26 protein-coding genes are annotated in these 21550 nt (G+C 67.5%); 18 read left to right on the forward strand and 8 right to left on the reverse strand.

From position 1 onward, the window contains the following. Positions 1-130: 130 nt before the first annotated feature. The 6 genes from DYI42_RS19000 (at position 131) to DYI42_RS19025 (ending at position 3648) form a co-directional block, all read left to right on the forward strand. Complete coding sequence (locus DYI42_RS19000) at positions 131-1348, forward strand: MFS transporter (protein ID WP_213548064.1); 1218 nt, start codon at positions 131-133, stop codon at positions 1346-1348. A gap of 219 nt (positions 1349-1567) precedes the next feature. Next, the gene (gene ihfB, locus DYI42_RS19005; RefSeq protein WP_213548066.1) at positions 1568-1849 is read left to right on the forward strand and encodes an integration host factor subunit beta; all 282 of its coding nucleotides are present in this window, start codon (positions 1568-1570) and stop codon (positions 1847-1849) included. Between the two features lie 9 nt (positions 1850-1858). Next, the gene (locus DYI42_RS19010; RefSeq protein WP_244868027.1) at positions 1859-2218 is read left to right on the forward strand and encodes a LapA family protein; all 360 of its coding nucleotides are present in this window, start codon (positions 1859-1861) and stop codon (positions 2216-2218) included. A gap of 1 nt (position 2219) precedes the next feature. Then, positions 2220-2870 carry a phosphoribosylanthranilate isomerase gene (locus DYI42_RS19015; protein WP_213548069.1) on the forward strand — a complete coding sequence of 217 codons (651 nt, stop codon included), beginning with the start codon at positions 2220-2222 and terminating at the stop codon, positions 2868-2870. Next, positions 2867-3205 carry a hypothetical protein gene (locus tag DYI42_RS19020; protein ID WP_213548070.1) on the forward strand — a complete coding sequence of 113 codons (339 nt, stop codon included), beginning with the start codon at positions 2867-2869 and terminating at the stop codon, positions 3203-3205. Before DYI42_RS19015 ends, DYI42_RS19020 begins: the two co-directional genes overlap by 4 nt. Then, positions 3202-3648: a GNAT family N-acetyltransferase gene (locus DYI42_RS19025; RefSeq protein ID WP_213548071.1), complete on the forward strand. Its 447-nt coding sequence runs from the start codon at positions 3202-3204 to the stop codon at positions 3646-3648. The genes DYI42_RS19020 and DYI42_RS19025 overlap by 4 nt, the downstream gene beginning before the upstream one ends. 153 nt (positions 3649-3801) lie before the next feature. Here DYI42_RS19025 and DYI42_RS19030 read toward each other — a convergent pair whose 3' ends face one another. The 5 genes from DYI42_RS19030 to DYI42_RS19050 all read right to left on the reverse strand — a co-directional run bounded on the left by DYI42_RS19030 (position 3802) and on the right by DYI42_RS19050 (position 7610). Beyond that, on the reverse strand, positions 3802-4467 hold the full coding sequence (locus DYI42_RS19030) for a GntR family transcriptional regulator (RefSeq protein ID WP_213548072.1): 666 nt from the start codon (positions 4465-4467) through the stop codon (positions 3802-3804). Positions 4468-4593: 126 nt separating this feature from the next. Then, a complete protein-coding gene (locus tag DYI42_RS19035; protein WP_213548073.1) occupies positions 4594-5886 on the reverse strand; it encodes a flavin-dependent oxidoreductase in 1293 nt (430 codons plus the stop codon). Between the two features lie 87 nt (positions 5887-5973). Further along, entirely contained in the window at positions 5974-6456 is a 483-nt protein-coding gene (locus DYI42_RS19040; RefSeq protein ID WP_213548074.1) for a hypothetical protein, read from the reverse strand. Further along, positions 6453-7007: a hypothetical protein gene (locus tag DYI42_RS19045; RefSeq protein WP_213548075.1), complete on the reverse strand. Its 555-nt coding sequence runs from the start codon at positions 7005-7007 to the stop codon at positions 6453-6455. The genes DYI42_RS19040 and DYI42_RS19045 overlap by 4 nt, the downstream gene beginning before the upstream one ends. A 39-nt stretch (positions 7008-7046) precedes the next feature. After that, the gene (locus DYI42_RS19050; RefSeq protein WP_213548076.1) at positions 7047-7610 is read right to left on the reverse strand and encodes a DUF2087 domain-containing protein; all 564 of its coding nucleotides are present in this window, start codon (positions 7608-7610) and stop codon (positions 7047-7049) included. A gap of 269 nt (positions 7611-7879) precedes the next feature. On the opposite strand from DYI42_RS19050, the gene DYI42_RS19055 reads away from it, so the two are divergent. The 7 genes from DYI42_RS19055 (at position 7880) to DYI42_RS19085 (ending at position 16877) form a co-directional block, all read left to right on the forward strand. Beyond that, the gene (locus tag DYI42_RS19055; RefSeq protein WP_213548078.1) at positions 7880-9040 is read left to right on the forward strand and encodes an ABC transporter substrate-binding protein; all 1161 of its coding nucleotides are present in this window, start codon (positions 7880-7882) and stop codon (positions 9038-9040) included. Positions 9041-9139: 99 nt separating this feature from the next. Next, positions 9140-12025 (forward strand): methyl-accepting chemotaxis protein, encoded by a 2886-nt coding sequence (locus DYI42_RS24605; RefSeq protein WP_213548080.1) that lies wholly within the window; start codon positions 9140-9142, stop codon positions 12023-12025. Positions 12026-12177: 152 nt separating this feature from the next. Continuing rightward, positions 12178-13026: a phosphonate ABC transporter ATP-binding protein gene (gene phnC, locus DYI42_RS19065; RefSeq protein WP_213548082.1), complete on the forward strand. Its 849-nt coding sequence runs from the start codon at positions 12178-12180 to the stop codon at positions 13024-13026. Positions 13027-13087: 61 nt separating this feature from the next. Beyond that, entirely contained in the window at positions 13088-13993 is a 906-nt protein-coding gene (gene phnD / locus DYI42_RS19070) for a phosphonate ABC transporter substrate-binding protein (protein WP_213548084.1), read from the forward strand. Between the two features lie 64 nt (positions 13994-14057). Beyond that, positions 14058-14930 (forward strand): phosphonate ABC transporter, permease protein PhnE, encoded by an 873-nt coding sequence (gene phnE, locus DYI42_RS19075; RefSeq protein ID WP_213548086.1) that lies wholly within the window; start codon positions 14058-14060, stop codon positions 14928-14930. Continuing rightward, complete coding sequence (gene phnE, locus DYI42_RS19080) at positions 14930-16234, forward strand: phosphonate ABC transporter, permease protein PhnE (RefSeq protein ID WP_213548088.1); 1305 nt, start codon at positions 14930-14932, stop codon at positions 16232-16234. Before phnE (DYI42_RS19075) ends, phnE (DYI42_RS19080) begins: the two co-directional genes overlap by 1 nt. Before the next feature lie 31 nt (positions 16235-16265). Beyond that, a complete protein-coding gene (locus tag DYI42_RS19085; protein ID WP_213548090.1) occupies positions 16266-16877 on the forward strand; it encodes a chloramphenicol acetyltransferase in 612 nt (203 codons plus the stop codon). Between the two features lie 3 nt (positions 16878-16880). On the opposite strand, the gene phnF is transcribed toward DYI42_RS19085, so the two are convergent. Next, positions 16881-17609 (reverse strand): phosphonate metabolism transcriptional regulator PhnF, encoded by a 729-nt coding sequence (phnF, locus tag DYI42_RS19090; protein WP_213548092.1) that lies wholly within the window; start codon positions 17607-17609, stop codon positions 16881-16883. 103 nt (positions 17610-17712) lie between these two features. On the opposite strand from phnF, the gene phnG reads away from it, so the two are divergent. Genes phnG through DYI42_RS19105 form a run of 3 tightly spaced genes read left to right on the forward strand, consistent with a single transcriptional unit; the run spans position 17713 to position 19797 of the window. Continuing rightward, on the forward strand, positions 17713-18153 hold the full coding sequence (gene phnG, locus DYI42_RS19095; RefSeq protein WP_213548094.1) for a phosphonate C-P lyase system protein PhnG: 441 nt from the start codon (positions 17713-17715) through the stop codon (positions 18151-18153). Next, the gene (gene phnH, locus DYI42_RS19100; RefSeq protein ID WP_213548096.1) at positions 18150-18707 is read left to right on the forward strand and encodes a phosphonate C-P lyase system protein PhnH; all 558 of its coding nucleotides are present in this window, start codon (positions 18150-18152) and stop codon (positions 18705-18707) included. Before phnG ends, phnH begins: the two co-directional genes overlap by 4 nt. A 4-nt stretch (positions 18708-18711) precedes the next feature. Next, a complete protein-coding gene (locus DYI42_RS19105; protein WP_213548098.1) occupies positions 18712-19797 on the forward strand; it encodes a carbon-phosphorus lyase complex subunit PhnI in 1086 nt (361 codons plus the stop codon). Between the two features lie 4 nt (positions 19798-19801). Here DYI42_RS19105 and DYI42_RS19110 read toward each other — a convergent pair whose 3' ends face one another. Together DYI42_RS19110 and DYI42_RS19115 are read right to left on the reverse strand one after the other, a co-directional pair. Beyond that, complete coding sequence (locus DYI42_RS19110; protein ID WP_213548100.1) at positions 19802-20020, reverse strand: hypothetical protein; 219 nt, start codon at positions 20018-20020, stop codon at positions 19802-19804. A 4-nt stretch (positions 20021-20024) separates the two neighbouring features. Further along, on the reverse strand, positions 20025-20204 hold the full coding sequence (locus DYI42_RS19115) for a hypothetical protein (protein ID WP_213548102.1): 180 nt from the start codon (positions 20202-20204) through the stop codon (positions 20025-20027). Positions 20205-20251: 47 nt separating this feature from the next. Between DYI42_RS19115 and DYI42_RS19120 the strand changes: the two genes are divergently transcribed. Beyond that, the gene (locus tag DYI42_RS19120) at positions 20252-21106 is read left to right on the forward strand and encodes an alpha-D-ribose 1-methylphosphonate 5-phosphate C-P-lyase PhnJ (RefSeq protein WP_213548104.1); all 855 of its coding nucleotides are present in this window, start codon (positions 20252-20254) and stop codon (positions 21104-21106) included. Next, positions 21103-21507, forward strand: coding sequence for a VOC family protein (locus DYI42_RS19125; protein ID WP_213548106.1), 405 nt, complete (start codon positions 21103-21105; stop codon positions 21505-21507). The genes DYI42_RS19120 and DYI42_RS19125 overlap by 4 nt, the downstream gene beginning before the upstream one ends. Positions 21508-21550: the final 43 nt, after the last annotated feature.

Raw genomic sequence — 21550 nt, forward strand, 5'->3', positions numbered from 1 at the left:
GGGTGGCACCTCAGCGGGGTGCCGACAAAGCCATCAGTGCATCAAATCTCCATTGATGGGGGCTGGATAGGGGCGGCGGGCAGCGATTGCAAGGCTTGTGCCGTGCCGGGTTTCGTGGCTCCCTGCGGGTATGTTGCTGGCTCGTAACCGGAATTTTCGCCTGCTGTTCTCCGCGACCCCGGTGTCGAATCTCGGCGATGGTGTCTCGGCGCTCGCGGTGCCGTGGTTGGCGACGCTGTTGACCCGCGACCCGCTCCTGATCGCACTGGTGCCCTTTGCCGGCTCCCTGCCGTGGATGCTGTTCGCCATTCCGGCGGGCGCGGTGGTGGACCGCTCGGACCGGCGGGCGCTGATGGTGCGGGCCGATGTGCTCCGGGTGCTGCTAACCATGGGAATCGTGGCGCTGGCGCTGCGGATGCCGGAGGGCGGCGGCGCCTTGCCCGTGATGGCGTTGGCGGGGCTGGCGTTTTTGCTCGGAACGGCGGAGGTGGTGCGGGACAATGCGGCACAGACCTTTCTGCCCGCCGTGGTGCCCGAGAAAGATCTGGAGGCGGCCAACGGGCAACTCTGGAGTGCGGAACAGGTGGCCGGGCATTTCGTCGGGCCGCCGCTGGCGGGGCTTCTGATTGCCTGGGCGGTGCCTGCGCCCTTCTTGCTGGATGCAGTAACCTTTGCGCTGGCGGCCTGGCTTGTCTGGGCGATCTCGGTGCCACGCCGGCAGGCTCCGGCCCGGCGGCGGATGCGCGAAGAGCTGGCCGAGGGCTGGCGCTGGCTTCGTTGCGAGTCCCTGCTCTTTCGGCTGGCGGTGATGCTGGGGCTGATCAATTTCCTGAACATGATGTGGCTCACGGTTCTGGTGCTCTACAGCCAGGAAATCCTCGTGCTGTCGGCGGCGGGCCATGGGGTGCTGCTGGCGGTGGGCGCAGGCGGCGCGGTGCTGGGCGGCATGCTGGGCCCGCGGCTGGCGGCTCGGCTCGGGGCCACGGGCACGGTGTGGCTGGCGCTTTGGCTGATGCCGCTGCCCTTCGTCATGCTCGGGCTCGGGGCCTCACCGCTTTTGGCGGGGGCGGCCCTCTTCATGGAGGCGGTGGCGGCGATGCTGTGGAACATCGTCACGGTGAGCTGGCGGCAGCGGATGATTCCCGATGCGCTGCTGGGCCGGGTGAACGCGCTCTACCGCTTTTTCGGCTGGGGCATGATGCCGCTGGGTGCGCTGGCGGGCGGGGCGCTGGTTTCGGTGGCGGAACCGGGGTTGGGCCGCGAGTTCGCGCTGCGCCTGCCCTACCTCGCGGGCGGGGCCGCGATGCTGGGGCTGGCGGTTTACGGGGCGCGGCGATTGCGGTTTTAGCGGCGCGCCGATTCGGCTCATGCTGCGTTGCAGAGTGGGCGACCCGCGCTTTCTGCGCCGCCAAAGCCTTGGTTTTTCAGGCGGAAAACGGAGCATCGACCGGGAAAAGGCGTGAAATGACGCAATCGCCCAGTTTCGGTTGCCGAAATTTGTGCCTATAGTCTTGCCAGAAGCCAGACATGGAATCGTGGCCGAACAAGCGACCTTTAGGGGGGAAGCATGATCCGATCGGAATTGATTCAGAAAGTCGCTGACGAGAATCCGCATCTCTATCAGCGCGACGTCGAGCGGATCGTGAACACCATCTTTGAAGAGATCATCGGCGCGATGGCCGATGGGGACAGGGTGGAGTTGCGCGGGTTCGGCGCCTTCTCGGTGAAGAAGCGCGATGCGCGCGTCGGCCGCAATCCGCGCACCGGCGAGGCGGTGGACGTGGAAGAGAAGCACGTGCCCTTCTTCAAGACCGGCAAGCTCTTGCGCGACCGGCTGAACGGCAAGTAACCTTACATCATGATCCGTTATCTCCGCTGGGGCTTTCTGGCCCTCCTCGCCGTCGTTCTCGTCACTCTTGCCCTCGCCAACCGCGAGCCGGTGACGCTCAAGCTGTTGCCGGGCGAGCTGGCCGATCTGCTGGGGCTGCCCTATCAGATCACGCTGCCGTTGTTCCTTTCGCTCTTCGCGATGATCGCGCTCGGCATTCTGGTGGGTTTCATCTGGGAGTGGTTCCGCGAGCATAAGCATCGGGCCGAGGCCGCGCGCCAGGCCAAGGAGGCGCGTCGGGCAAAGAAGGAGCTCGACCAGGTGAAGCGCGAGACCGGGCAGGAGCAGGACGAGGTTCTGGCCCTGCTGGACGACCGCAAGGCGGGCTGACATGGCTGACATCCGGGTGAAGATCTGCGGGCTGAAGCGCCCGGAGGATATGCGCGCCGTGGCCGAGGCCGGGGCGGCCTATGCCGGGCTCAACTTTTTTCCGCCGTCGCCGCGCTATGTGAGCCCTGCCGGGGCGCGGGCGCTGGCGCTGGCCGCGCCGGAGGGGTTGGCGAAGGTTGGTTTGGTGGTGGAGGCCGGAGACGACTTGCTCGACGAGATCGTGGAGGCGGTGCCGCTTGATATCATTCAGCTTCATGGCAAGGAGAGCCCGGAGCGGGTGCAAGAGGTGCGCGCGCGTTATGGCTTGCCGGTGATGAAGGCAGTGGGCGTGGCGACGGAGGCCGACTTGCCGCTGCTGGATGACTATGGCCGGGTGGCCGACATGCTGCTGGTGGATGCCAAGCCCGCGCCGGGGGACGAGTTGCCGGGGGGGAATGGCCTGCCGTTCGACTGGCGGCTCATCGCCGGGCGGCGCTGGCCGGTGCCTTGGATGCTGGCTGGCGGGTTGCATGCGGGCAATGTCGCCGAGGCGGTGGCGCGTACGGGTGCACGGCAGGTGGATCTCTCCTCGGGTGTTGAGCGCGAGAAGGGCGTGAAGGACGCGGGAATGATCCGGGCCTTCATGGAGGCCGTGGCGGGCGTGGCCGCGTGAGGCTTGTCGTCGCCCTGGGCGTCATGCAGCCGCGCGGGTTTCGGGCGCTCTTCAGGATATTCCCCGGCACTTATCGCGCGCTCCGCTCGGCGCGGTGGCAGGACGCCTGCGTGGCGGCCCAGATCTTCCGGCGCGGGCGGCTTTATTACGCGATGTCTGTCTGGGAGGAGTGGGGCGAGATGCGGGATTGGGCGCGGCGCGACGGGCACGGAGCCGTTGCGAGGCTGGCGGAGACGCAGATGGTGAGGTTTCGCAATCACAGCTGGGAGACGGATGAGGTGCCCTCACGCGAGGAGGCTCGGCGCCGCTGGGCCGAAATCGAGGCGGCGGCATGAGCGTGACTTTTCGCGAGGCGCGGCGCGAGGATGTGCCGGCGGTGGTGGCGATGCTGGCCGACGACATGCTGGGGCAAGGCCGCGAGAGCGATGACCTTGCCCCCTATTACGCCGCCTTCGATGCGATGGCCGAAGAGGGCGGAAACCGGGTGATCGTGGGCGAGCGCGGCGGCAAGGTGGTGGCGACCTATCAGTTGACCTTCATCTCCGGCCTGTCGCTGGCCGCGGCGCGGCGGGCGCAGGTGGAGAGCGTTCGGGTATCCAGCGCGCTGCGGGGGCAGGGCGTGGGGCAACTGATGTTTGCCGATGCGGAGGCGCGGGCACGGGCCGCCGGGTGCAGCCTTATACAACTGACGATGAATGCGGAGCGCGTGGACTCGCGGCGCTTTTACGAAGGGCTGGGGTTTGTGGCCAGCCACCTGGGATTCAAGAAATATCTGTGAACTGGGTGGCTGTTGGGAGCCTCGCTGCGCTCGGGCAATGCCACGTTGCCTCGCTGCGCTCGGCGGGTGGCCTCTTCGCTTTGCTCATCGGCCGGGTGCTGGGCAGATTGTCCACCATGGGGCGTCTGGATGCGGCGTCAGGACGGTTCGTCCCTACGGGTCGATGACCTTCAGGACGGCCTGGGTTGTCTGGTCGATATGGGCCTTTGACAGGCGGATGGCTTCAGGGGTGTCGTGCGCCAGCGTGGCGTCCATGATGGCGCTGTGTTCGGCCTGAAGGTCGCGGGCCGGGTCGGGGTGGGTCAGCGAGATGCGGCGATAGCGTTCGTGCTGGTAGTAGATCAGCCCGCGCAGCCGCTTCAGCCACGGACTTTCGCAGGCGGCGACGAGGGCCTCGTGGAAGGCGCGGTTCTTGTCTTCCCAATCGGCGGCGTCGGTGCTGGGCTCGGCGCGGCGGCGGGTGTCGGCCTTGCCGAGGGCGTAGAAGGCGGCGACGATCCCGGCCTCCCAGGCCTCGTCCCCTGCCTCGATGGCCCGGCGCAGCGCCTCGCTTTCGAGATCGCAGCGCACGCGGGAGATGTCGCGCAGCTCCTCGGCGGAGACGGGCGCGACGGAGAAGCCGCGCTGGGGTTCGAAGAGCACGAGAAACTCCGATGTCAGCTTGGAAAGCGCCTCGCGCAGAGGACTGGCGCCGATGCCGTAGGCCTCGGAGAGCTGAACGATGCGCAGGCGGGTTTCCGGCGCCAGTCGGCCCGAGACGATATCGCTGCGCAGCATCGCATGGGCGCGGTCGGAGAGGGTTTCCTGGGCGATGGTCATGGCATGTTCAGGAGAATGTCACGGGGGCGGCCTGCGGTTTCGGTGGAGCGTAGCAGCCGGAACGGGGCCGATCAACGACAGAGCTGCGCACTGTCGTCGATTGCCATATTGTCGATGATTGTGCGATCAGGCGGGTGCCGCAGCCGCAACCCGCGCGCCCGGTGCGATGGTGGGCGGCGCAGCATTGAGCGCATCGCGGGCGAAGCCTGCGGCGGACTGGTAGCGGGCCATGAACTCGGCGCGTTCGGCGGGGGGGATCACCGTGTCGATATCATCGAAGGTGCCGCCGCAGCGGTCGTTCACCATGTTCAGCAGGCCGAAGGGCCCGGCGCCCCGGTTGCGCAGGATCACTTCGGAGATCGGGCCGCAGAGTTTTTCGTCGTAGGCCGCCAGCGCCGCCGGGGTGACGCCATGCGCCAGCATCGCCGCGCCCAGCTCGCGGGCATCCACCACCGCCTGGCTCGCGCCGTTTGAGCCGGTGGGATACATCGCGTGGGCCGCGTCGCCCATCAGGGCTACCGGGCCGTCGACCCAGGTGTCCACCGGGTCACGGTCGATCATCGGGTTTTCGTAGGCGCTATCGGCGTCGGAGATCAGGGCGGGCACATCCAGCCAGTCGTAGCGCCAGCCTTCGAAGTGGTGGAGGAAGTCGGAGATCGGCGCGGGGCGGAACCAGCCGGATTTGCGCGCCTCGGCCTCGTCGAAGGTGACTTCGGCGATCCAGTTGACGAGTGCCAGCCCGGTCTCGGGATCGGGGTGGGAGATCGGGTAGATCACCATGCGCTGGCGGTGGGTGCCCAGCCCGATGAAAGAGGAGCCGGTGCGGATCGGCTTGGCCAGCGTCGTGCCGCGCCACATCAGCGCGCCGCCCCAGTGGATTGGCGGCTGTGCTGGGTGCATTTGGGCGCGGATCGCCGAGTGGATGCCGTCGGCCCCGATCAGCAGGCTACCCTCGGCCTCGGAGGTGGTGTTATCGGCGTGTTCCAAGTGCGCGGTCACGCTGCCCGCTGTGCGGCTATAGCCGGTGACGCGGGTGCCGGTTTGCAGCTTGTCCACCCCGGCCCGGGCCATGAAGGTGTTGGCCAGCAGCATGTGGAAGCCGCCCCGGTGGACGGCGTATTGCGGCCAGTTGTAGCCGGCATCCAGCCCGCGCGGCTCTGCATAGATGTCATTTCCGTTCAGCCCGACGAGGGCCCATTCACGGGCGGGCAGGCCGACGGTATCGAGCTGCTCGGCGCCTATGCCGAGATCGTAGAGTTCGCGGACCGCGTTGGGTTGCAGGTTGATGCCCACGCCCAGCGGCTTCAGCTCGCGCGAGCTTTCGAAGACGGTGCAGGGCACGCCGATCTGGTGCAATGTGAGGGCCGTGGCCAGCCCGCCGATGCCGCCGCCTGCGATGAGGACGTGGGGGTGTGTCATGCCTGTGGTCTCCTCCCGGGGTCGCGCGGTTTTAGCAGGTGGGGCGGGGCAATCAAGCCGCGCCTGCGCGGGGGCCGGATGGCCGCTTCAGAACAGGCTGGCGATGGTGCCGACGACGAGGGGGATGGGCAGTGAAAGTGCCGCCCGCTGGCCCATGGTGCGGGCACCCATGAAAGGCATCTCGTAGGCCAGCAGCTTGGTGAGGGAGAAGAGGCTCCAGGAGGTGACATAGGTCAGCGCGGCTGCCGGTGTCGCGCCGACCTTCATCGCCGCGGCGGCGAGGGCGAAGCTGACAAAGGCGCCGCCAGGTGTGATCGGGCCGAGCAGTGCGGCGAGCAGCAGGGCGCGGAAGCCCGCGTCGCGGCCGAAGAGCTGCTCGATCCGGTCGGCGGGCATCAGCTCCGCCAGAAGTGCGGCGCCGATCATCGCCACGAAGAGCCGGGGCAGGGTGAAGGCGGCCAGACGGGCCGTGGCCGCCAGCGCCTCGCGGCGGCGCGGCGGCGTGGCGAGCTTGGCCCAGGTCAGCCCGACGAGGCCCCAGAGCAGGATGGTGCCGATGAGGATGTTCACGGGCGCGGCCTTTCGCGCCTGCCGATCAGCGCGCGCGCGGCAAGGCCGACCGCGAGCGGGGCGGGCAGGCAGAGCAGCACGCGCAGGCCGACGAGGTGCCAGTCGAGAAACGACAGCTCCCAGATCAGGGTGCGGTTGAGTGAGAGCAGCGACCAGCCGGTGATAAAAGCCAGCGTGGCCCCGATGTCGGCCCCGGCGGCGAAGAGCGCGGCGGCGAGCGGAAAGGTCATCCCCGGCCCGCCGGGCAGCAGGGCACCGGCGGCAGAGGCCAGCAGAAGCCCGCGCCAGCCGCTTTCTTGCCCGATCAGCGCCGAGACCTTCTCCCGCGGGAGCAGTAGCGGGATGGCGGCGGCCACGAAGAGCCCTGCGCCGACCTTGGGCAGCAGCACGGCGAGAAAGCCCAACGCGCCGACGGCGGTGGCCAGCGCATGGGTGGCGCCGTATTTCATGGCGACCAACCCTGCCGCCAGCAGGGTGACCGCGAGCAGCACGAGAAACCCGCCGTCGATGATCTTGCGACGGTCGGGGGTGGGGGCGGGGTCGTTCGGCATTGCCTGTGTTTTCAGCCCTGGCGTGGCGGGCTGCAAGGGCTATTCCGATCGGGAGCCCGTTCGGGCCGGTGAGGGCGCTGCCGCACGCGTCGAGAGATGCCGGATGAGCGCCCGCGCCTCGGGCGGTGGGGCCTTCTCGGCGCGGCGATAGTCGGAGCCGTCGCGATTGCGGCTGAGCAGCCCCATGCCAATGAGCGAGCGGCGCAGGAGCGCGGCATCGTCGAACAGGTGGGCGTGGTTGAGCGCCCCGTTCACATCGCGCTCGTGCAGGGTGGTTTCGGCCGGCAACCGGGCCCAAAGCGCCCAGAGGCACAGCTCCTGCACGGCGCGGCGGGCGGGCCACTGGCGCAGGCGGCCCGTGGCATCCCACTGGGCGAGCGCGCGCTCCACCCGGCGATGGTCTGCCGGGGCTTCGGGCGGGGTGGCGAGGCGGGCCTCGGCAGCGCCAGAGGCCACCATGTGCTGGTGGTTCCGGAAGCCCGCCGCCCGGGCCAGCATTTTGAGCAGACTCTGGTGCGGCGGCGGGGTGTCGAGCTGGCGGGCGAGGGCGCGGGCAAAGGCCGAAAGGTCCGGCACGGTGAGCGGAAGGGGGGATCTGGGCATGACAAGTCCTCGGGCGCGCCGGGTTGCTGTCGGGGTCGCTGACTTGCGACGCGGCGCTGTGGAGGTCAGGCACGCGGGATTCCAAGGGCTGCTTTCAGCTTGCCCGTGTGGGCACAGCGACGCCTCGGCAGCAGCCTGCCGGGCTTATGGGTATCGCGGCGGCGCCGTGATGACAACGCGTTTGAGGCAAATTCGAAGGGCCGGTGAACCGTTCTTTAAGGCACCGGGTGCTAGGGGCATGGCAAATTCATAGCTGACCGGAGACCGAGATGAGAGCCCTTTGGAAATTCACCGCCCCGCTTGCGGCCCTGCTCATGGCCAGCCCGCTTCTGGCAAAGGACGGGGTCGAGGCCGATACCGTGCGCTTTGCTCAGGTGGCCGCGCTGGAGGGGCCGGCGGCGGCATTGGGGCAGGGGATGCGTGCCGGGATCGAGGCCGCTTTCGAAGAGGCCAACCGCGCGGGCGGCGTGCATGGCCGCAAGGTGGTGCTGGAAAGCTTCGATGATGGTTACGAGCCGGATCGCTCGGTGGCGCGTGTGCTCGACGTGATCGAAGGGGGCAACCACATCGGGCTGATCGGCCCGGTCGGCACCCCCACCACGCTGGCCACCCAGCCCGAGGCGACAGCGGCGGGCCTGCCCTTCGTCGGGCCGTTCACCGGGGCCGGATTTCTGCGGGCGCCCGAGCTGGCCAACGTGGTCAACGTGCGCGCCACCTATGCCGCCGAAACCGAAGCCTGGATCGCCCACCTGGTGGACGCGCAGGGGCTGAAGAACATCGCCATCCTCTATCAGGATGACGGCTTCGGACGTGTCGGCCTCGAGGGGGTTACCGCTGCGCTGGAGCGGCGGGGCATGACGCTGGCGGCCCAGGGAAACTACGTGAGAAACACCGTGGCGGTTAAGACAGCGCTGCTGGAGATCCGCAAGGCCAAGCCGGACGCCGTGGTGATGGTGGGGGCCTACAAGCCCATCGCCGAGTTCATCAAGCTGTCAAAGAATCTGAAATTCGAACCCACGTTCGTGAATATTTCCTTCGTCGGCTCCGAAGCCTTGGCCGGTGAACTGGGCGAGGCGGGTGAAGGCGTGATCATCAGCCAGGTGGTGCCCTTCCCCTGGGATCCCTCGCTGCCCGTCGTGGCCGAGTACCAGGCCGCGATGAAAGCGATGAGCCCCGACGCGCACCCGGGCTTCGTGACGCTGGAGGGGTATCTCACCGGGCGCATCGCCCTGCGGGCCCTGGAGGCCGCCGGCCCCGAGCTGACCCGCGCAGGCTACCTGGCCGCGCTCGCCGATCTCGGCAGCTTCGATATGGGCGGCCTGGGGTTCGCCTATGGCGCGGGAGACAACCAGGGCCTCGACACCGTCTTTCTCACCCGGATCGCCGCCGGTGGAGGCTTCGAGACGGTGGTGGACGGCGGTGGCTCCTGAGCCACCCCGCCCTTCTCGTCGGGCTGCCACGCAGGGCGGCCCGGCCAGCCCCGGCCCGTGTGCCCAGTCGAGTACCCAGCCCAGTCGCGGAGGTTCAGCGTGACCCGTATCAAAGCCCTAACCGGCAGCATCGCCGCCAAGTTTGCCTTCATCCTGCTCGCGCTTGGCGCGATGACGACGGCCGCGATCGTGATCGGGCTGCTTGTCTTCGCAAACCTCAGGGACTCGCTTTATGTCTTCGTGGAAGAGAACCTTCCCGGGATCGAGGCGAGCGTGGGTGTCACCGCACGAACCGGGGCGGTTCAGGGCGCCATGACCCAGGTGCTGCTGGCGCAGGATCCGGCCGCACTGGAAGAGGCCGAGGCGGCGCTCGAGACGGCGGTGAGCGAGCTCAAGATGGCGGTGCGCCGCCTGCCGCCGGACGCCAGGGCACAGATCGACCCGCTGCTTGCCGATCTTGACATTGCCAACGCCTCCACCCTCCGCGCCCTCGTGCGCAGCATGCGCCAGCAAGCCCAGGTACGCAGCAAGGTCGCCACCTTCGTCGACCTCTCCGAACAGGCAAATGGTGCCCTGATCGGCCTGGCGGACGATGCCTACTTCGAATTGCAGATCGGCGGAGAGGAAACCGTGGAGACCGTGACCTCGACGCTGAACGCGCTGGTCGATGAAGAGTTTTCCCGGATGACCGCGCTGATGCGGGTGCGGGCGGAAATCAACCTGCTGAGCGGCCTCACCCTGGTGCTGGCGGACGAGCCCGACATGTTCATCGAGGCAATCCTCGGAGATCTTGCGGCCTCCAGCCTTGGGGAACTTCAGGCTGCCGTCGCCGAGATTCCGGACGGCGCGGTGAAGGCCAGCGACATGGAGCAGATCGGGGCTGCCGTTGGCTTCTTCGAGGCGCGGCAGGCGCAGAAAGACTACCGCCGACCGGATCTTCGGCAGGAGGTCATGGCACTTCGGCAGGCGACGGCCTCGTCCGTCAGCAGCGCGATCGACGATATGGGCTTCGAGCTGGCCTTCGAAGTGGAAGAAGCCGCAACCGGGAACGAGGCTGCCATCCGTGGCCTGCTCGACGTGCAGGTGAGCCGGATGCGGCTGGCCTCCGAGATTGACAGTTCGATCAAGGCGGTGCTGGCACGGGCTCTGCTGGGCGTGGCGGCGCAGGATGCCAACAGCGCTGCCGGGGCGCAGAGCGCGGTGGATGCAACGCTGCTGCACCTCGACGAGGTGATCGCGGGGCAACCTTTGCCGGAAAGCCTGGACGTGGCGATGGCGGAGATTCACCGGATCGTGGCGCCCGACGGCGGCATGGTGGAGGCCCGTCGCCTGATGCTGGAGGCCCAGGCCGAAGCCACGGCCCGGTCGAATGCCTCGAGCGAGGCCGTGGCACTGATCGTGCAGGCGGCCCGCAGCAACGCCACGGAGGCTGTCTCGACGGTGATGGACGGCAGCCGCGCGTTGTTGTCCGGCACGGAGGTGGCACGCGGCCAGTTCAGCACGATCGCGCTGGCCAGCCTTGCCCTGCTCCTGGCGGCCCCCATCGTGACGTGGTGGCTCATCCTGCGGCCCATGGCGCGGGTGACCCAGGCCACCGAGCGGCTGTCTCGCGGGGATCTGTCCCCGCTCGAGGGCTTTGACAGGGCGGGCGGCGAGATTGGCCGCATGGCCTCTGCGCTCACGGTGTTCCGCGCCGGTATGATCGAGCGCGAAGAGATGCAGGCCGCCGAGCGGGAGCGCGAGGCGCAGGAGCGCGAGCGCGAGCGCAAAGCCGAAGCCGAGCAGCGGGCGCGCGACGAGGCGGCGCGTGAGGCAGAGCGCGCCCGAGAGGAAGAGGCCCGCGCCCGCGAGGCCGCAGAGGCCGAGGCCCGCGAGAAAATCCGCGCTGCCGCCGAGGAAGAGCGCCGGGCCCGGGCTGAGGAGCAGGAACAGGTGGTGGAGCGCCTTGCCGCCGCGCTGGATCAACTTGCAGCGGGCGACCTGACGGTTTCGATCGACACGGAATTCGCCGGAACCTACGAAAGCCTGCGCCGCAACTTCAACGCCGCCGTGGTGACGCTGGAAGAGCTTATCACCAACCTCGCTGCCAGTGCAGGCACTGTGAACACCACGTCGCAGGATATCAGCGCCGCGGCCAAGGATCTGGCGCGTCGCACCGAAAGCAGCGCGGCCACGCTCGAAGAAACGAGCGCTGCCGTCACCGAACTGAGCGAGAGCGCCGGGGCCACGGCCGACCGCGCCCGCGAGGCCGACCGGATCATGCAGGTGACCCGCGAGAACGCGAAGACGAGCCAGGGCACCGTGCGCGGCGCGGTGGAGACCATGACCGAGGTGGAGGCCTCCTCGGCCGCCATCTCCAAGATCGTGGATCTGATCGACGACATCGCCTTTCAGACCAACCTTCTGGCGCTCAATGCCGGCGTGGAAGCGGCCCGTGCCGGTGAACAGGGTCGCGGCTTTGCTGTGGTGGCCATGGAGGTGCGCTCCCTGGCGCACCGGTCCTCTGACGCCGCAAAGGAAATCAACGAACTCATCGGCGCGACCCGTGACCGCATCACACGGGGCGTCAGCCAGGTTGGCGAGGCGGGCGATGCGCTTGATGGTATCCTCGACCTGGTCAATGAGGTCTCCGACCAGATCACCGCCATCGCCGGTGCCGCGAACGAGCAGTCTGCCGGCGTGCGGGAAATCAGCCTCGCCGTGGCCCAGCTCGACCGGTCCACACAGGACAACGCAGCCATGTTCGAGCAATCCGCCGCCGCGAGCCAGTTGCTCACCGAGGAGGCGCGCACGCTGTTTGATCTCTCGGCACGCTTCCGCACCCATGGCACAGCCGTGCCGGACGGCGCGGCCACCGAAAGCCGCACGGCCGAAGGCAGCGCCATGGTGCCGGAGGCGCCGCCCCCGAAAGGTGCTACCGCAGGCGACGACGAGCAACTCGGCGAAGCCGAGGCTCGAGCCATACCCTTCGCGCGAAGCGCCTGAGCCGACCAGAGGCCACGGCTTCGGGTGTGACGCGCCACTGTCCGGGCCATGGCACAGGCGCTGCGTCTGTCATGAAACTTTGACCCAAACGTCACAGATCCTTTGTGGCGCCCCTGCTAGCTGCCCCCGAAGAAACCGGGGGACTGCACCGCATGCTCGTCATCGACAAGCTGACCAAGCGCTTTGGCGCAAACACGGCTGTCAGCGCGGCCAGCTTCGTGGTCGACAAGCCGATGATGATCGGCGTCATCGGTCGGTCCGGCGCGGGGAAGTCGACCCTCCTGCGCATGATCAACCGCCTCACCGACGCCAGCGAAGGGGCGATCACCTTCGGCGGGCGGGATGTGGCCGGGCTTACCGGAAAGGCCCGCCGGGCGTGGCAGGCGGATTGTGCGATGATCTTCCAGCAGTTCAACCTCGTGCCGCGGATGGATGTGGTTTCGAACGTGCTGCACGGCACGTTGGGCCGCCGATCGACCCTCGCCACGCTCTTCAACCTCTACCCGCGCGACGATATCCACCGCGCCATCGACATCCTTGACCGTCTGGGCATTGCCGAACAGGCCCCCAAGCGGGCCGAAGCCCTGAGCGGCGGGCAGCAACAGCGCGTCGCCATCGCCCGGGCGCTGATGCAGGACCCGAAGATCATCCTCGCCGACGAGCCCATCGCCTCGCTCGACCCGATGAATGCGCAGGTCGTCATGCAATCGCTCCGCCGGATCCACGAGGAAGATGGCCGCACCGTGATTGCCAACCTGCACACGCTCGATACCGCCCGGCGCTACTGCGACCGGGTGATCGGCATGCGCGACGGGCGCATCGTGTTCGACGGGCTGCCCGAGCAGCTGACCACCGACATGGCCCGCGAGATCTACGGCGCCGATGCCAGCTTCAGCGAGTCCGCGACCTCCACCGAGATCGAGAGCCTCGAGGCCGCCACGCCTGAAAGGGCCAGCCATCCACGCGCAGACGGGATGGAGAGCCCGCCGGTCAGCGCCTGAGTTTCCAAACCGCCCCGCCAGACAAGGGGCATGACCAAATCGGAAAAGAGAGAGACACCACATGAAACACCTGATTGCCGCCGCCCTCGCCACCACCGCCCTTGCGGGCGCTGCCACCGCCCAGGACATCACCGAGTTCAACATCGGCATCCTCGGTGGCGAAAATGCGCAAGACCGGCTGAACAACCACGAGTGCCTGAAGGAATACACCGAAGAGGCCCTGGGCGTGCCGGTGAAGCTCTTCGCCCCGGCCGACTACAACGGCGTGATGCAGGGCCTGCTCGGCGGCACGCTCGACATGGCCTGGCTCGGCGCCTCCTCCTACGCCGGCGTCTATCTGCAAGACCCTGAGGCGGTGACCCCGGTGCTGGTGAAGATCAACCTCGACGGCTCCTATGGCTACCATTCGATCGGTTTCGCCCGGAAAGACAGCGGCATCACCTCGCTCGCCGACATGCAGGGCAAGGTCTTCGGCTTTGGCGACCCCAACTCCACCTCCGGCTACCTGATCCCCTCCGTCGAGATCCCCACCGCCGGTGAGGGCATCACCATGGAGAGCGGCGAGTACTTCGGTGAAGTCAAGTTCACCGGCGGCCATGAGCAGACCATCGTTGCGGTGAACAACGGCGATATCGACGCCGGTGTGACCTGGGCCGACGGCCAGGGCGCATGGGAAGACGGCTACAACTCCGGCGCCCTGCGCAAGGCAGTGGATGCCGGCCTTGTCGACATGAACGAGCTGGTCGAGATCTGGCGCTCCAAGCCGATCCCCGAGGGCCCCATCGTGCTGCGCACCGCGCTGCCCGAAGAGGTGAAGACCAAGATGACCGCGCTGATCGACGGCATGTATGAGGCCGACAAGGAGTGCACCTACAACATCTCCGCCGGTGAGAGCCTCGGCTTCGACCCGATCGACCACTCCGCCTATGAAAGCATCGTCGCCGCACGTCAGGCGAAGAGCAACTAAGCGGCCCCGCCGCGCAAGGCCTCGCCCGGCACCCGGGCGGGGCCATACTTTTCAGGGCAACCAGATGGCAGATATCTCCCAGCATGGCCCCGACGGGCTGGACGCCACACGCGCGCATTATTACGCGCTGGTGCAGAAGCGCCGCCTCTATGGCGGGATCACTCTCGCGATCTTCGTGCTGCTCCTCGTGTCGGGCTTCATGCTGGCCGATGAGCGCAATGCGGGCGGGTTCTGGAGCGGGCTGCCCCATATCTTCGACTTCCCGGCAGACGTGGTGGCCGACACCATCCCGCGGCTACACCTGCTGCCCGAGCACCTGCTGAATTACCTGCCCTCCCTGCTGGAAACCATCAACATTGCCGCCGTCTCCACCCTGCTGGGCGCGGTTGCGGCCATGGTGTTTTCGCTGCTGGCCACCCGTGGTCTGGCACGCTGGCCGCGCGCCATTCCGCTGTTCCGGCGCGCGATGGACGTGATGCGCGCCGTGCCCGAGATCGTGATCGCACTGATGCTGATCTTCGTGCTCGGCGGTGGGCCGGTCCCGGCGATGATCGCCATTGCCTTCCACACCGCAGGGGCGTTGGGCAAACTGTTCAGCGAGGTGGCCGAAAACGCCGACCTGAAGCCGGTGGAGGGCCTCTCCTCGGTGGGGGCGACCTGGACGCAGCGGATGTGGCTGGGGGTCATCCCGCAGGTGGCGCCCAACTGGCTGAGTTACGGGCTGCTGCGCTTCGAGATCAACATTCGCGCCTCGGCCATCCTTGGCTTCGTCGGCGCGGGCGGCATTGGCTACGAGTTGAAGAACGCGATGAGCTGGGGGCAGGGAAAGTTTGACGAGGCGGCGGCGATCTTCATCCTGCTGTTTCTCACCATCGTCCTGTTCGACCAGCTCTCCAGCTATGCCCGCCACAAGCTGGCCGGGCCGGGAGCGCACTGATGGAGCTTGCAGCCCGCTACGCAGAGGCCGAGACGGCCATCAATCGCAAGAAGCTGCTGGCCTTCGGGGTGCCGGGGCTGATCCTGCTCTACTTCATCTACATCTTCTTTGCCTTCGATGTGCCCGGCCTGATCGACCGCGCGCGCCCGGAAAACGCGCAGATCCTGTTGCGGGATACGTGGAGCTACAAGACCCATGTGACGCGCGACAACCGCAATGGCGAGATGAGCTATGCGGTGGAGGGCGAGCGCAAGGGCGCCTACCCCGAGGGCGAGCGGCCCGAGTGGGTGCGCAGTGCGGGCGACGCGACGGTGGTGGACCTTGGCCGGGGCCGGGTGGCCACCTTTTTGCCGGGCAATGCGGTTGAACTTGTGATCCCCGGCGCGCGCACCATCGAGGCGCGGCTCGACGGTCGGCGGGTGGTAACGAACCTCAGCGAGCCTTACCCCGACTATGTGTCGGCCTCGAACACCCGGCTTCAGGTGACGCTGCCGGGGGCGCGGCTCACCTTTACCCGGTCACGGACCGAAACCTTCCGCTACTTCGGCGGCTGGGAGCTGTTCTTCTTCACGCTCGACAGCCCCTATCACGGGCATGGTCTTGGCAGCATCCTCTTCGGCGAACAGATCGATCCGGCGCGCAGCAATATCGCCGGGGCCTGGCACGACTTCTGGCAAAACCCGATGTGGATGCACTCGGCTGTGGCCTGGGCAATGTTCGAGACGGTGCTGATGGCTTTCCTCGGCACCTTCGGAGCGGCGCTGATCTCGCTGCCGATTGCCTTCATGGCGGCGAAGAATTTTGCGCCGCTGGCCGCGGTGCGCTTTGCCTTCCGCCGGGTGTTTGACTTTTTGCGCGGGGTGGACGGGCTGATCTGGACGATCGTGCTTTCCCGCGCCTTCGGGCCGGGGCCGCTGACCGGGAGCCTCGCCATTTTGCTCACCGACACGGGCAGCTTTGGCAAGATGTTCTCCGAAGCGTTGGAGAACGTGGACAAGAAGCAGATCGACGGGGTGGCGAGCACTGGCGCGGCGCGGCTACATCGCTATCGCTTCGGGGTGATCCCGCAGGTGGCCCCGGTGCTGTTGAGCCAGGTGCTCTATTACCTCGAATCCAACACCCGCAGTGCCACGATCATCGGCGCGATCACCGGTGGGGGTATCGGGCTGCTGCTGACGCAGGCGATGATCACCCAGAAGGACTGGGAGGAGGTGACCTATTACATCGTCCTCGTGGTGCTGATGGTGATGGCGATGGACTCGCTTTCGGGTTGGCTCAGGCGGCGGCTGATCAAGGGCGATTGACGGTACGGTTGTGCCGCGCGAGGGTTTTGTCATGAGGTTGAATGAGTTTGAGCCGGTGATAGAGCCGGATTGCGACATCGAGGGCTCCACCTTCGGGCGCTTCTGCGAGGTGAAGCGGGGCAGCCGGGTGGCCTGGTCGGAGCTTGGGGATTACTCCTACTGCGACCGGTATTGCGACATCGCAAATGCAAGCGTCGGCAAGTTCGCCAACATCGCCAGTTTCGTGCGGATCGGGGCGACGGACCATCCGCTCGATCGCGCATCGCTGCACCACTTCATGTATCGCTCCGATGACCTGTGGGACGACGCCGAGCGTGATGCCGGCTGGTTTGCGCGGCGCCGTGCGCGGCGGGCGGAGGTGGGGCACGACACATGGATCGGCCATGGCGCGATGATCAAACCCGAGGTGCGCGTGGGCCATGGCGCGGTGGTGGCGGCGGGCGCGATCGTGACGAAGGATGTGGCCCCCTACGAGATCGTCGCTGGCAATCCTGCCCGGCTGCTGCGCCGTCGTCAGCCCGAAGACGTGGCTGAGCGGCTCATTGCGCTGGCGTGGTGGGACTGGTCGCACGCGGCGATCCGGGCGGCGCTGGAGGACTTTCGCGGGCTGAAGGCCGAGGCGTTTCTGGAGAAGTACGAATAGGCCTCAGCCCTCGTCATGGTTCACGGTCAGCACCACGCGCTCCCCGGCAAACCAGGTTTCGCCGTGCTCGACAGGGCGGTCTTCAAGGTCGCGGTTGAGGCCGGTTGTCTTGAGCAGCGGATCGCCTTCGCGGAGGCCGAGGTGCAGGGCCTGCGTTGGGCTGGCGCGTTCTGCGCTGAGGCGGGTTTCGGCGCGGATGTAATCGGAGAGACCTTCCCGCCTCAGAGCTTCGGTGACCGAGCTGGTTTCGGACAAGCGCGCGGCGAGTCCGGGAAAGCGGGCGGCGGGGAAGGTGGAGGTGAAATGGGCTATGGGACTGCCGGAGGAGAGAGAAAGCCCCTCGTAGACAACCACTTGATCCTCTGGCTCCAGCCCGAGTGCCGAGGCTTCGGCTTCGGTTGGAAGGCGCGTTTCGACCCTTAGCACACGCTTTTCGGGCAGGCGGCCCGAGGCGCGGATGTTCCGGTGAAAGCGCACGCGGCGGCCAATGGGATATTCGGTGGGCGGCGCCTCGACGAACACCCCGGCGCCACGGCGCGAGCGCACCACCCCGGCCTCGGCCAGCGCGGCCAGCGCGTGACGCACGGTGTGGCGGTTGACGCCGAAGCGCGAAGAGAGCGCGGCCTCTGTCGGCAGCTTGTCTCCTGCGCGGTAGAGACCTTGGGCGATTTCACCTTCCAGCGTGGCGGCGATGGACTTCCAGATGGGCGTTCGCTTGGGGGTTCGGGCCATGGTGTTACCGAAAATTCATGAAACGGCACTGGACGCGGGGCGCGACTCGGGCTTATGATTTGTCTAGTTGTATAGATTCCTAGACAAATCGGCAAGTTGTCTCATGAGCGAAACACGCAAGGCATGGATGGGCACTCTGGCGCAAGCCAAACCGGCGGCGCTGGCCAAGGCGGTTGGTGCGTTGGGCGCGCTGCCCGACTTCACATGGATGCGCCGCCCGGAGGCGGGCGGGGTGATGGTGCCGGGCCGGATGGGCGGCACGGGCGCGGCTTTCAACCTCGGTGAAATCACGGTGACACGTTGCGCGCTGAAGCTGGCGAGCGGCGAGGTGGGGCACGCCTATGTTCAGGGGCGTGACAAGGCCCATGCCGGGCGCGCGGCGCTCTGCGATGCGTTGATGCAGACGGGGCGGGCGGATGAAGTCAAGCGGCTCGTTCTGGCCCCGCTTGATGCTGCGCGCGCCGAGGCCCGCCGCGCCCGGGCGGCGAGGGCGGCGGCCACGAAGGTGGAGTTTTTCACACTGGTCCGGGGAGAGGACGCATGAGCGCGCTGGATGGCGGTTTTGCCGATGCGCCGGCAGAGGCCTCCCGGGCCTTTCGCGCGGTGCTGGAGGCGATGGCGCGGCCCGGGCGGATCGAAACGGTGACGGGCGCGCGGGCTCCGGGCCTGTCGGTCGCGGCCTCGGTTGTGCTGCTCACGCTGGTCGACGGGACGACGCCGGTGTTTCTGGCCGAGGACGTCGATCGCCCGGCGCTGCGGCAGTGGCTTGCCTTTCACACCGGCGCGCCGGTGGTGGCACGCGGCGCGGCTATGTTCGCCCTTGGTGGCTGGGCGGCGCTCGGCCCGCTTGCTGCCTATCCGCAGGGCTCGCCGGAGTATCCCGACCGCTCGGCCTCGCTGATCGTTGAGGTGGAGCGGCTGGAAAATGCCGGTGCGCGGCTGACCGGCCCGGGGATCGAGGCGGAGGCACGCCTGACCCTGCCCGACCCTGAAGCGCATCGCGCAAACCGGGCGACCTTTCCGCTGGGCCTTGATTTCATCTTCTGCGCCGGGAGCCGCATGGCTGGCCTGCCCCGCAGCACCAGAGTGGAGGGCTAGGCGCATGTATGTGGCGGTGAAGGGCGGCGAGCAGGCGATTGATGCGGCGCATGACTGGCTGGCCGAGGAACGGCGTGGCGATGTGGCGGTGCCCGAACTCAGCGTGGCGCAGATCCGTGAGCAGATGGCGCTGGCGGTGAACCGGGTGATGGCCGAGGGCTCGCTTTATGACCCGGACCTTGCGGCGCTGGCGATCAAGCAGGCGCGGGGCGATCTGATCGAGGCGATCTTCCTGATCCGCGCCTATCGCACCACCTTGCCGCGCTTCGGCTCGGCGCAGCCGGTGGAAACCGGCCAGATGGCCTGCGACCGGCGCATCAGTGCAACATTCAAGGATGCGCCGGGCGGACAGGTGCTGGGCCCGACCTTCGATTACACTCACCGGCTGATCGACTTTGCGCTGGCCGCCGAAGGCGAGCCGCCTGTGGCGCGGGAGGGGGAGGCCAATGCGGAGGCAATGCCCCGCGTGACCGGGATGCTGGGCCGTGACGGGTTGATCCAGCAGGAAGCGCCGTCAGACGAGGCGCCGCCGGACCTCACGCGCACACCGCTGGAGTTTCCCGCCACCCGCCCGCTGCGGCTTCAGGCGCTGACCCGGGGCGACGAGGGCTTTGTGCTGTCGATGGCCTATTCCACCCAGCGTGGCTACGGGCGCAACCATCCCTTCGTGGGCGAGCTGCGCATCGGCGCGGTGCCGGTGGAAATGGAGATCCCCGAGTTGGGCTTCGCCGTGGAGATCGGCGAGGTGGTGCTGACGGAATGCGAAACGGTGAACCAGTTTATCGGCTCCAAGACCGAGCCGCCGCAGTTTACCCGCGGCTACGGGCTGGTGTTTGGCCAGACCGAGCGCAAGGCGATTTCGATGGCGCTGGTGGACCGGGCGCTGCGCTGCGAGGAGCTGGGCGAGGACAACCTCGGCGCACCCGCGCAGGACGAGGAATTCGTGATCGCGCATAGCGACAACATTCAGGCCACGGGCTTTCTGGAGCATATCAAACTGCCCCATTACGTGGATTTTCAGGCCGAGCTGGAGCTGGTGCGAAAGCTGCGGTCCGAGGCGATGGCCGAGCATCGGGAGGCGGCGGAATGAACCTTCAGCGGCCTGCGCGGAAACTGAGCGCGAAGAGCACCGCGGCAAGCCCGATGCCGCCGCCGAGGATCGAGAAGACGATCCGGTTCAGCGCCTCGGGGTCGCTTACGGTGCCGCCCTGCGCCTTCAGCAGCGCGGGCAGGCCGAGGCCCATGGCCAGGGCGGCCAGGAGGGCGATGAGCGCGAAGAGGCGCAGGCGGAGCCTTGGATTGTTGACGGCCACAGTCTCAATCCGCCGCGCCGCCGCCGGCGCTGTGGCTGCTGCCGGCAAAGTGGATGTTGTCCCGTTCGAGGCTGGGTCTATCGTCCCGATCCTTCCGGGTGCTGCGCGGCCAGAACAGCACGGCGAGCACCAGCACAAGGCCGGTGCCGAACACAGCAAGGAGCGCGATGTGAACAGGGTTCATGCCTTGGATAATGCCCGCCGGGTGCGGCCCGGGCAAGGGAGGCCGTGATGGACGATTACAACTTTGCCTATCTCGACGAGGAGACGAAGCGGATGATCCGCCGTGCGATCCTCAAAGGAGTGGCGATCCCGGGCTACCAGGTGCCCTTCGCTTCCCGCGAGATGCCCATGCCCTATGGCTGGGGCACCGGCGGGGTGCAGGTGAGCGCTGCTTGCCTGACGCCGGAAGATTGCTTCAAGGTGATCGACCAGGGCGCCGATGACACGACGAACGCGGTGAGCATTCGCAAGTTCTTCGAGCGCACGGCGGGGGTGGCCACCACTGAGCGGACCGCCGAGGCCACGGTGATCCAGACCCGCCACCGCATCCCCGAAACCGCGCTGACCGAGGGGCAGATTCTGGTTTACCAAGTGCCGATCCCAGAGCCCCTGCGCTTCCTCGAACCGCGCGAAACAGAGACGCGGCGGATGCATGCGCTGGAGGATTACGGGCTGATGCATGTGAAGCTCTACGAGGACATCGCCCGCCACGGCGAGATTGCCACCGCCTATGCCTACCCGGTGAAGGTGGAGGGCCGCTACGTGATGGACCCGTCGCCGATTCCGAAGTTCGACAACCCGAAGATGGAGATGGCCGCGATCCAGCTTTTCGGGGCGGGGCGCGAGCAGCGGATCTATGCAATCCCGCCCTATTCGCAGGTCGTGAGCCTCGACTTTGAAGATCACCCCTTCGTGCCCGGCAAGGCGCCGCACGATTGCGCGCTCTGCGGGGCCTCCGACACCTATCTCGACGAGATCATCACCGATGATGCGGGCGCGCGGATGTATGTGTGTTCCGATACCGATTATTGCGCCGGGCGGCGCGGGGATTATTGCGCCGGGCGGCGCGGGGAGGCGATATGAGCACGCTTGGCATCGACCATCTGGGGCTGACCACGGGCGACTTGCCTGCCACCCGCGACTTCTTTCGCGATGTGCTGGGCTGGCGCGAAGTGGGCGGCGATCCGGGCTATCCGATGATCGTGATGACGGACGGCCACGCGCGGCTGACGCTCTGGGCGCGGCGCGGGCAGGGGGCCTTTGACCGGCACGAAAACGCCGGCTTGCATCACCTCTGTCTCGCGATGGCGAGCGAAGAGGCGCTGGGCGCGGCGCACGCGCTGGCCGAGGGCGTGGCGGGCGTGATGATCGAGTTTGCGCCGGAGTTCAACAAAAGCGGCCCTGCGGTGCATTGCATGCTGCGTGAGCCCGGCGGCTGCCGGATCGAGTTGCGCTACACCCCGCCGGCGGAGGATGCGCCATGACCCGGCCCATTTTCTTGCTGAAAATATCTCCGGGGGGTGCGGG

This window comes from Vannielia litorea, from assembly GCF_018424695.1.
GTDB classification, from domain to species: Bacteria; Pseudomonadota; Alphaproteobacteria; order Rhodobacterales; family Rhodobacteraceae; genus Vannielia; species Vannielia litorea_A.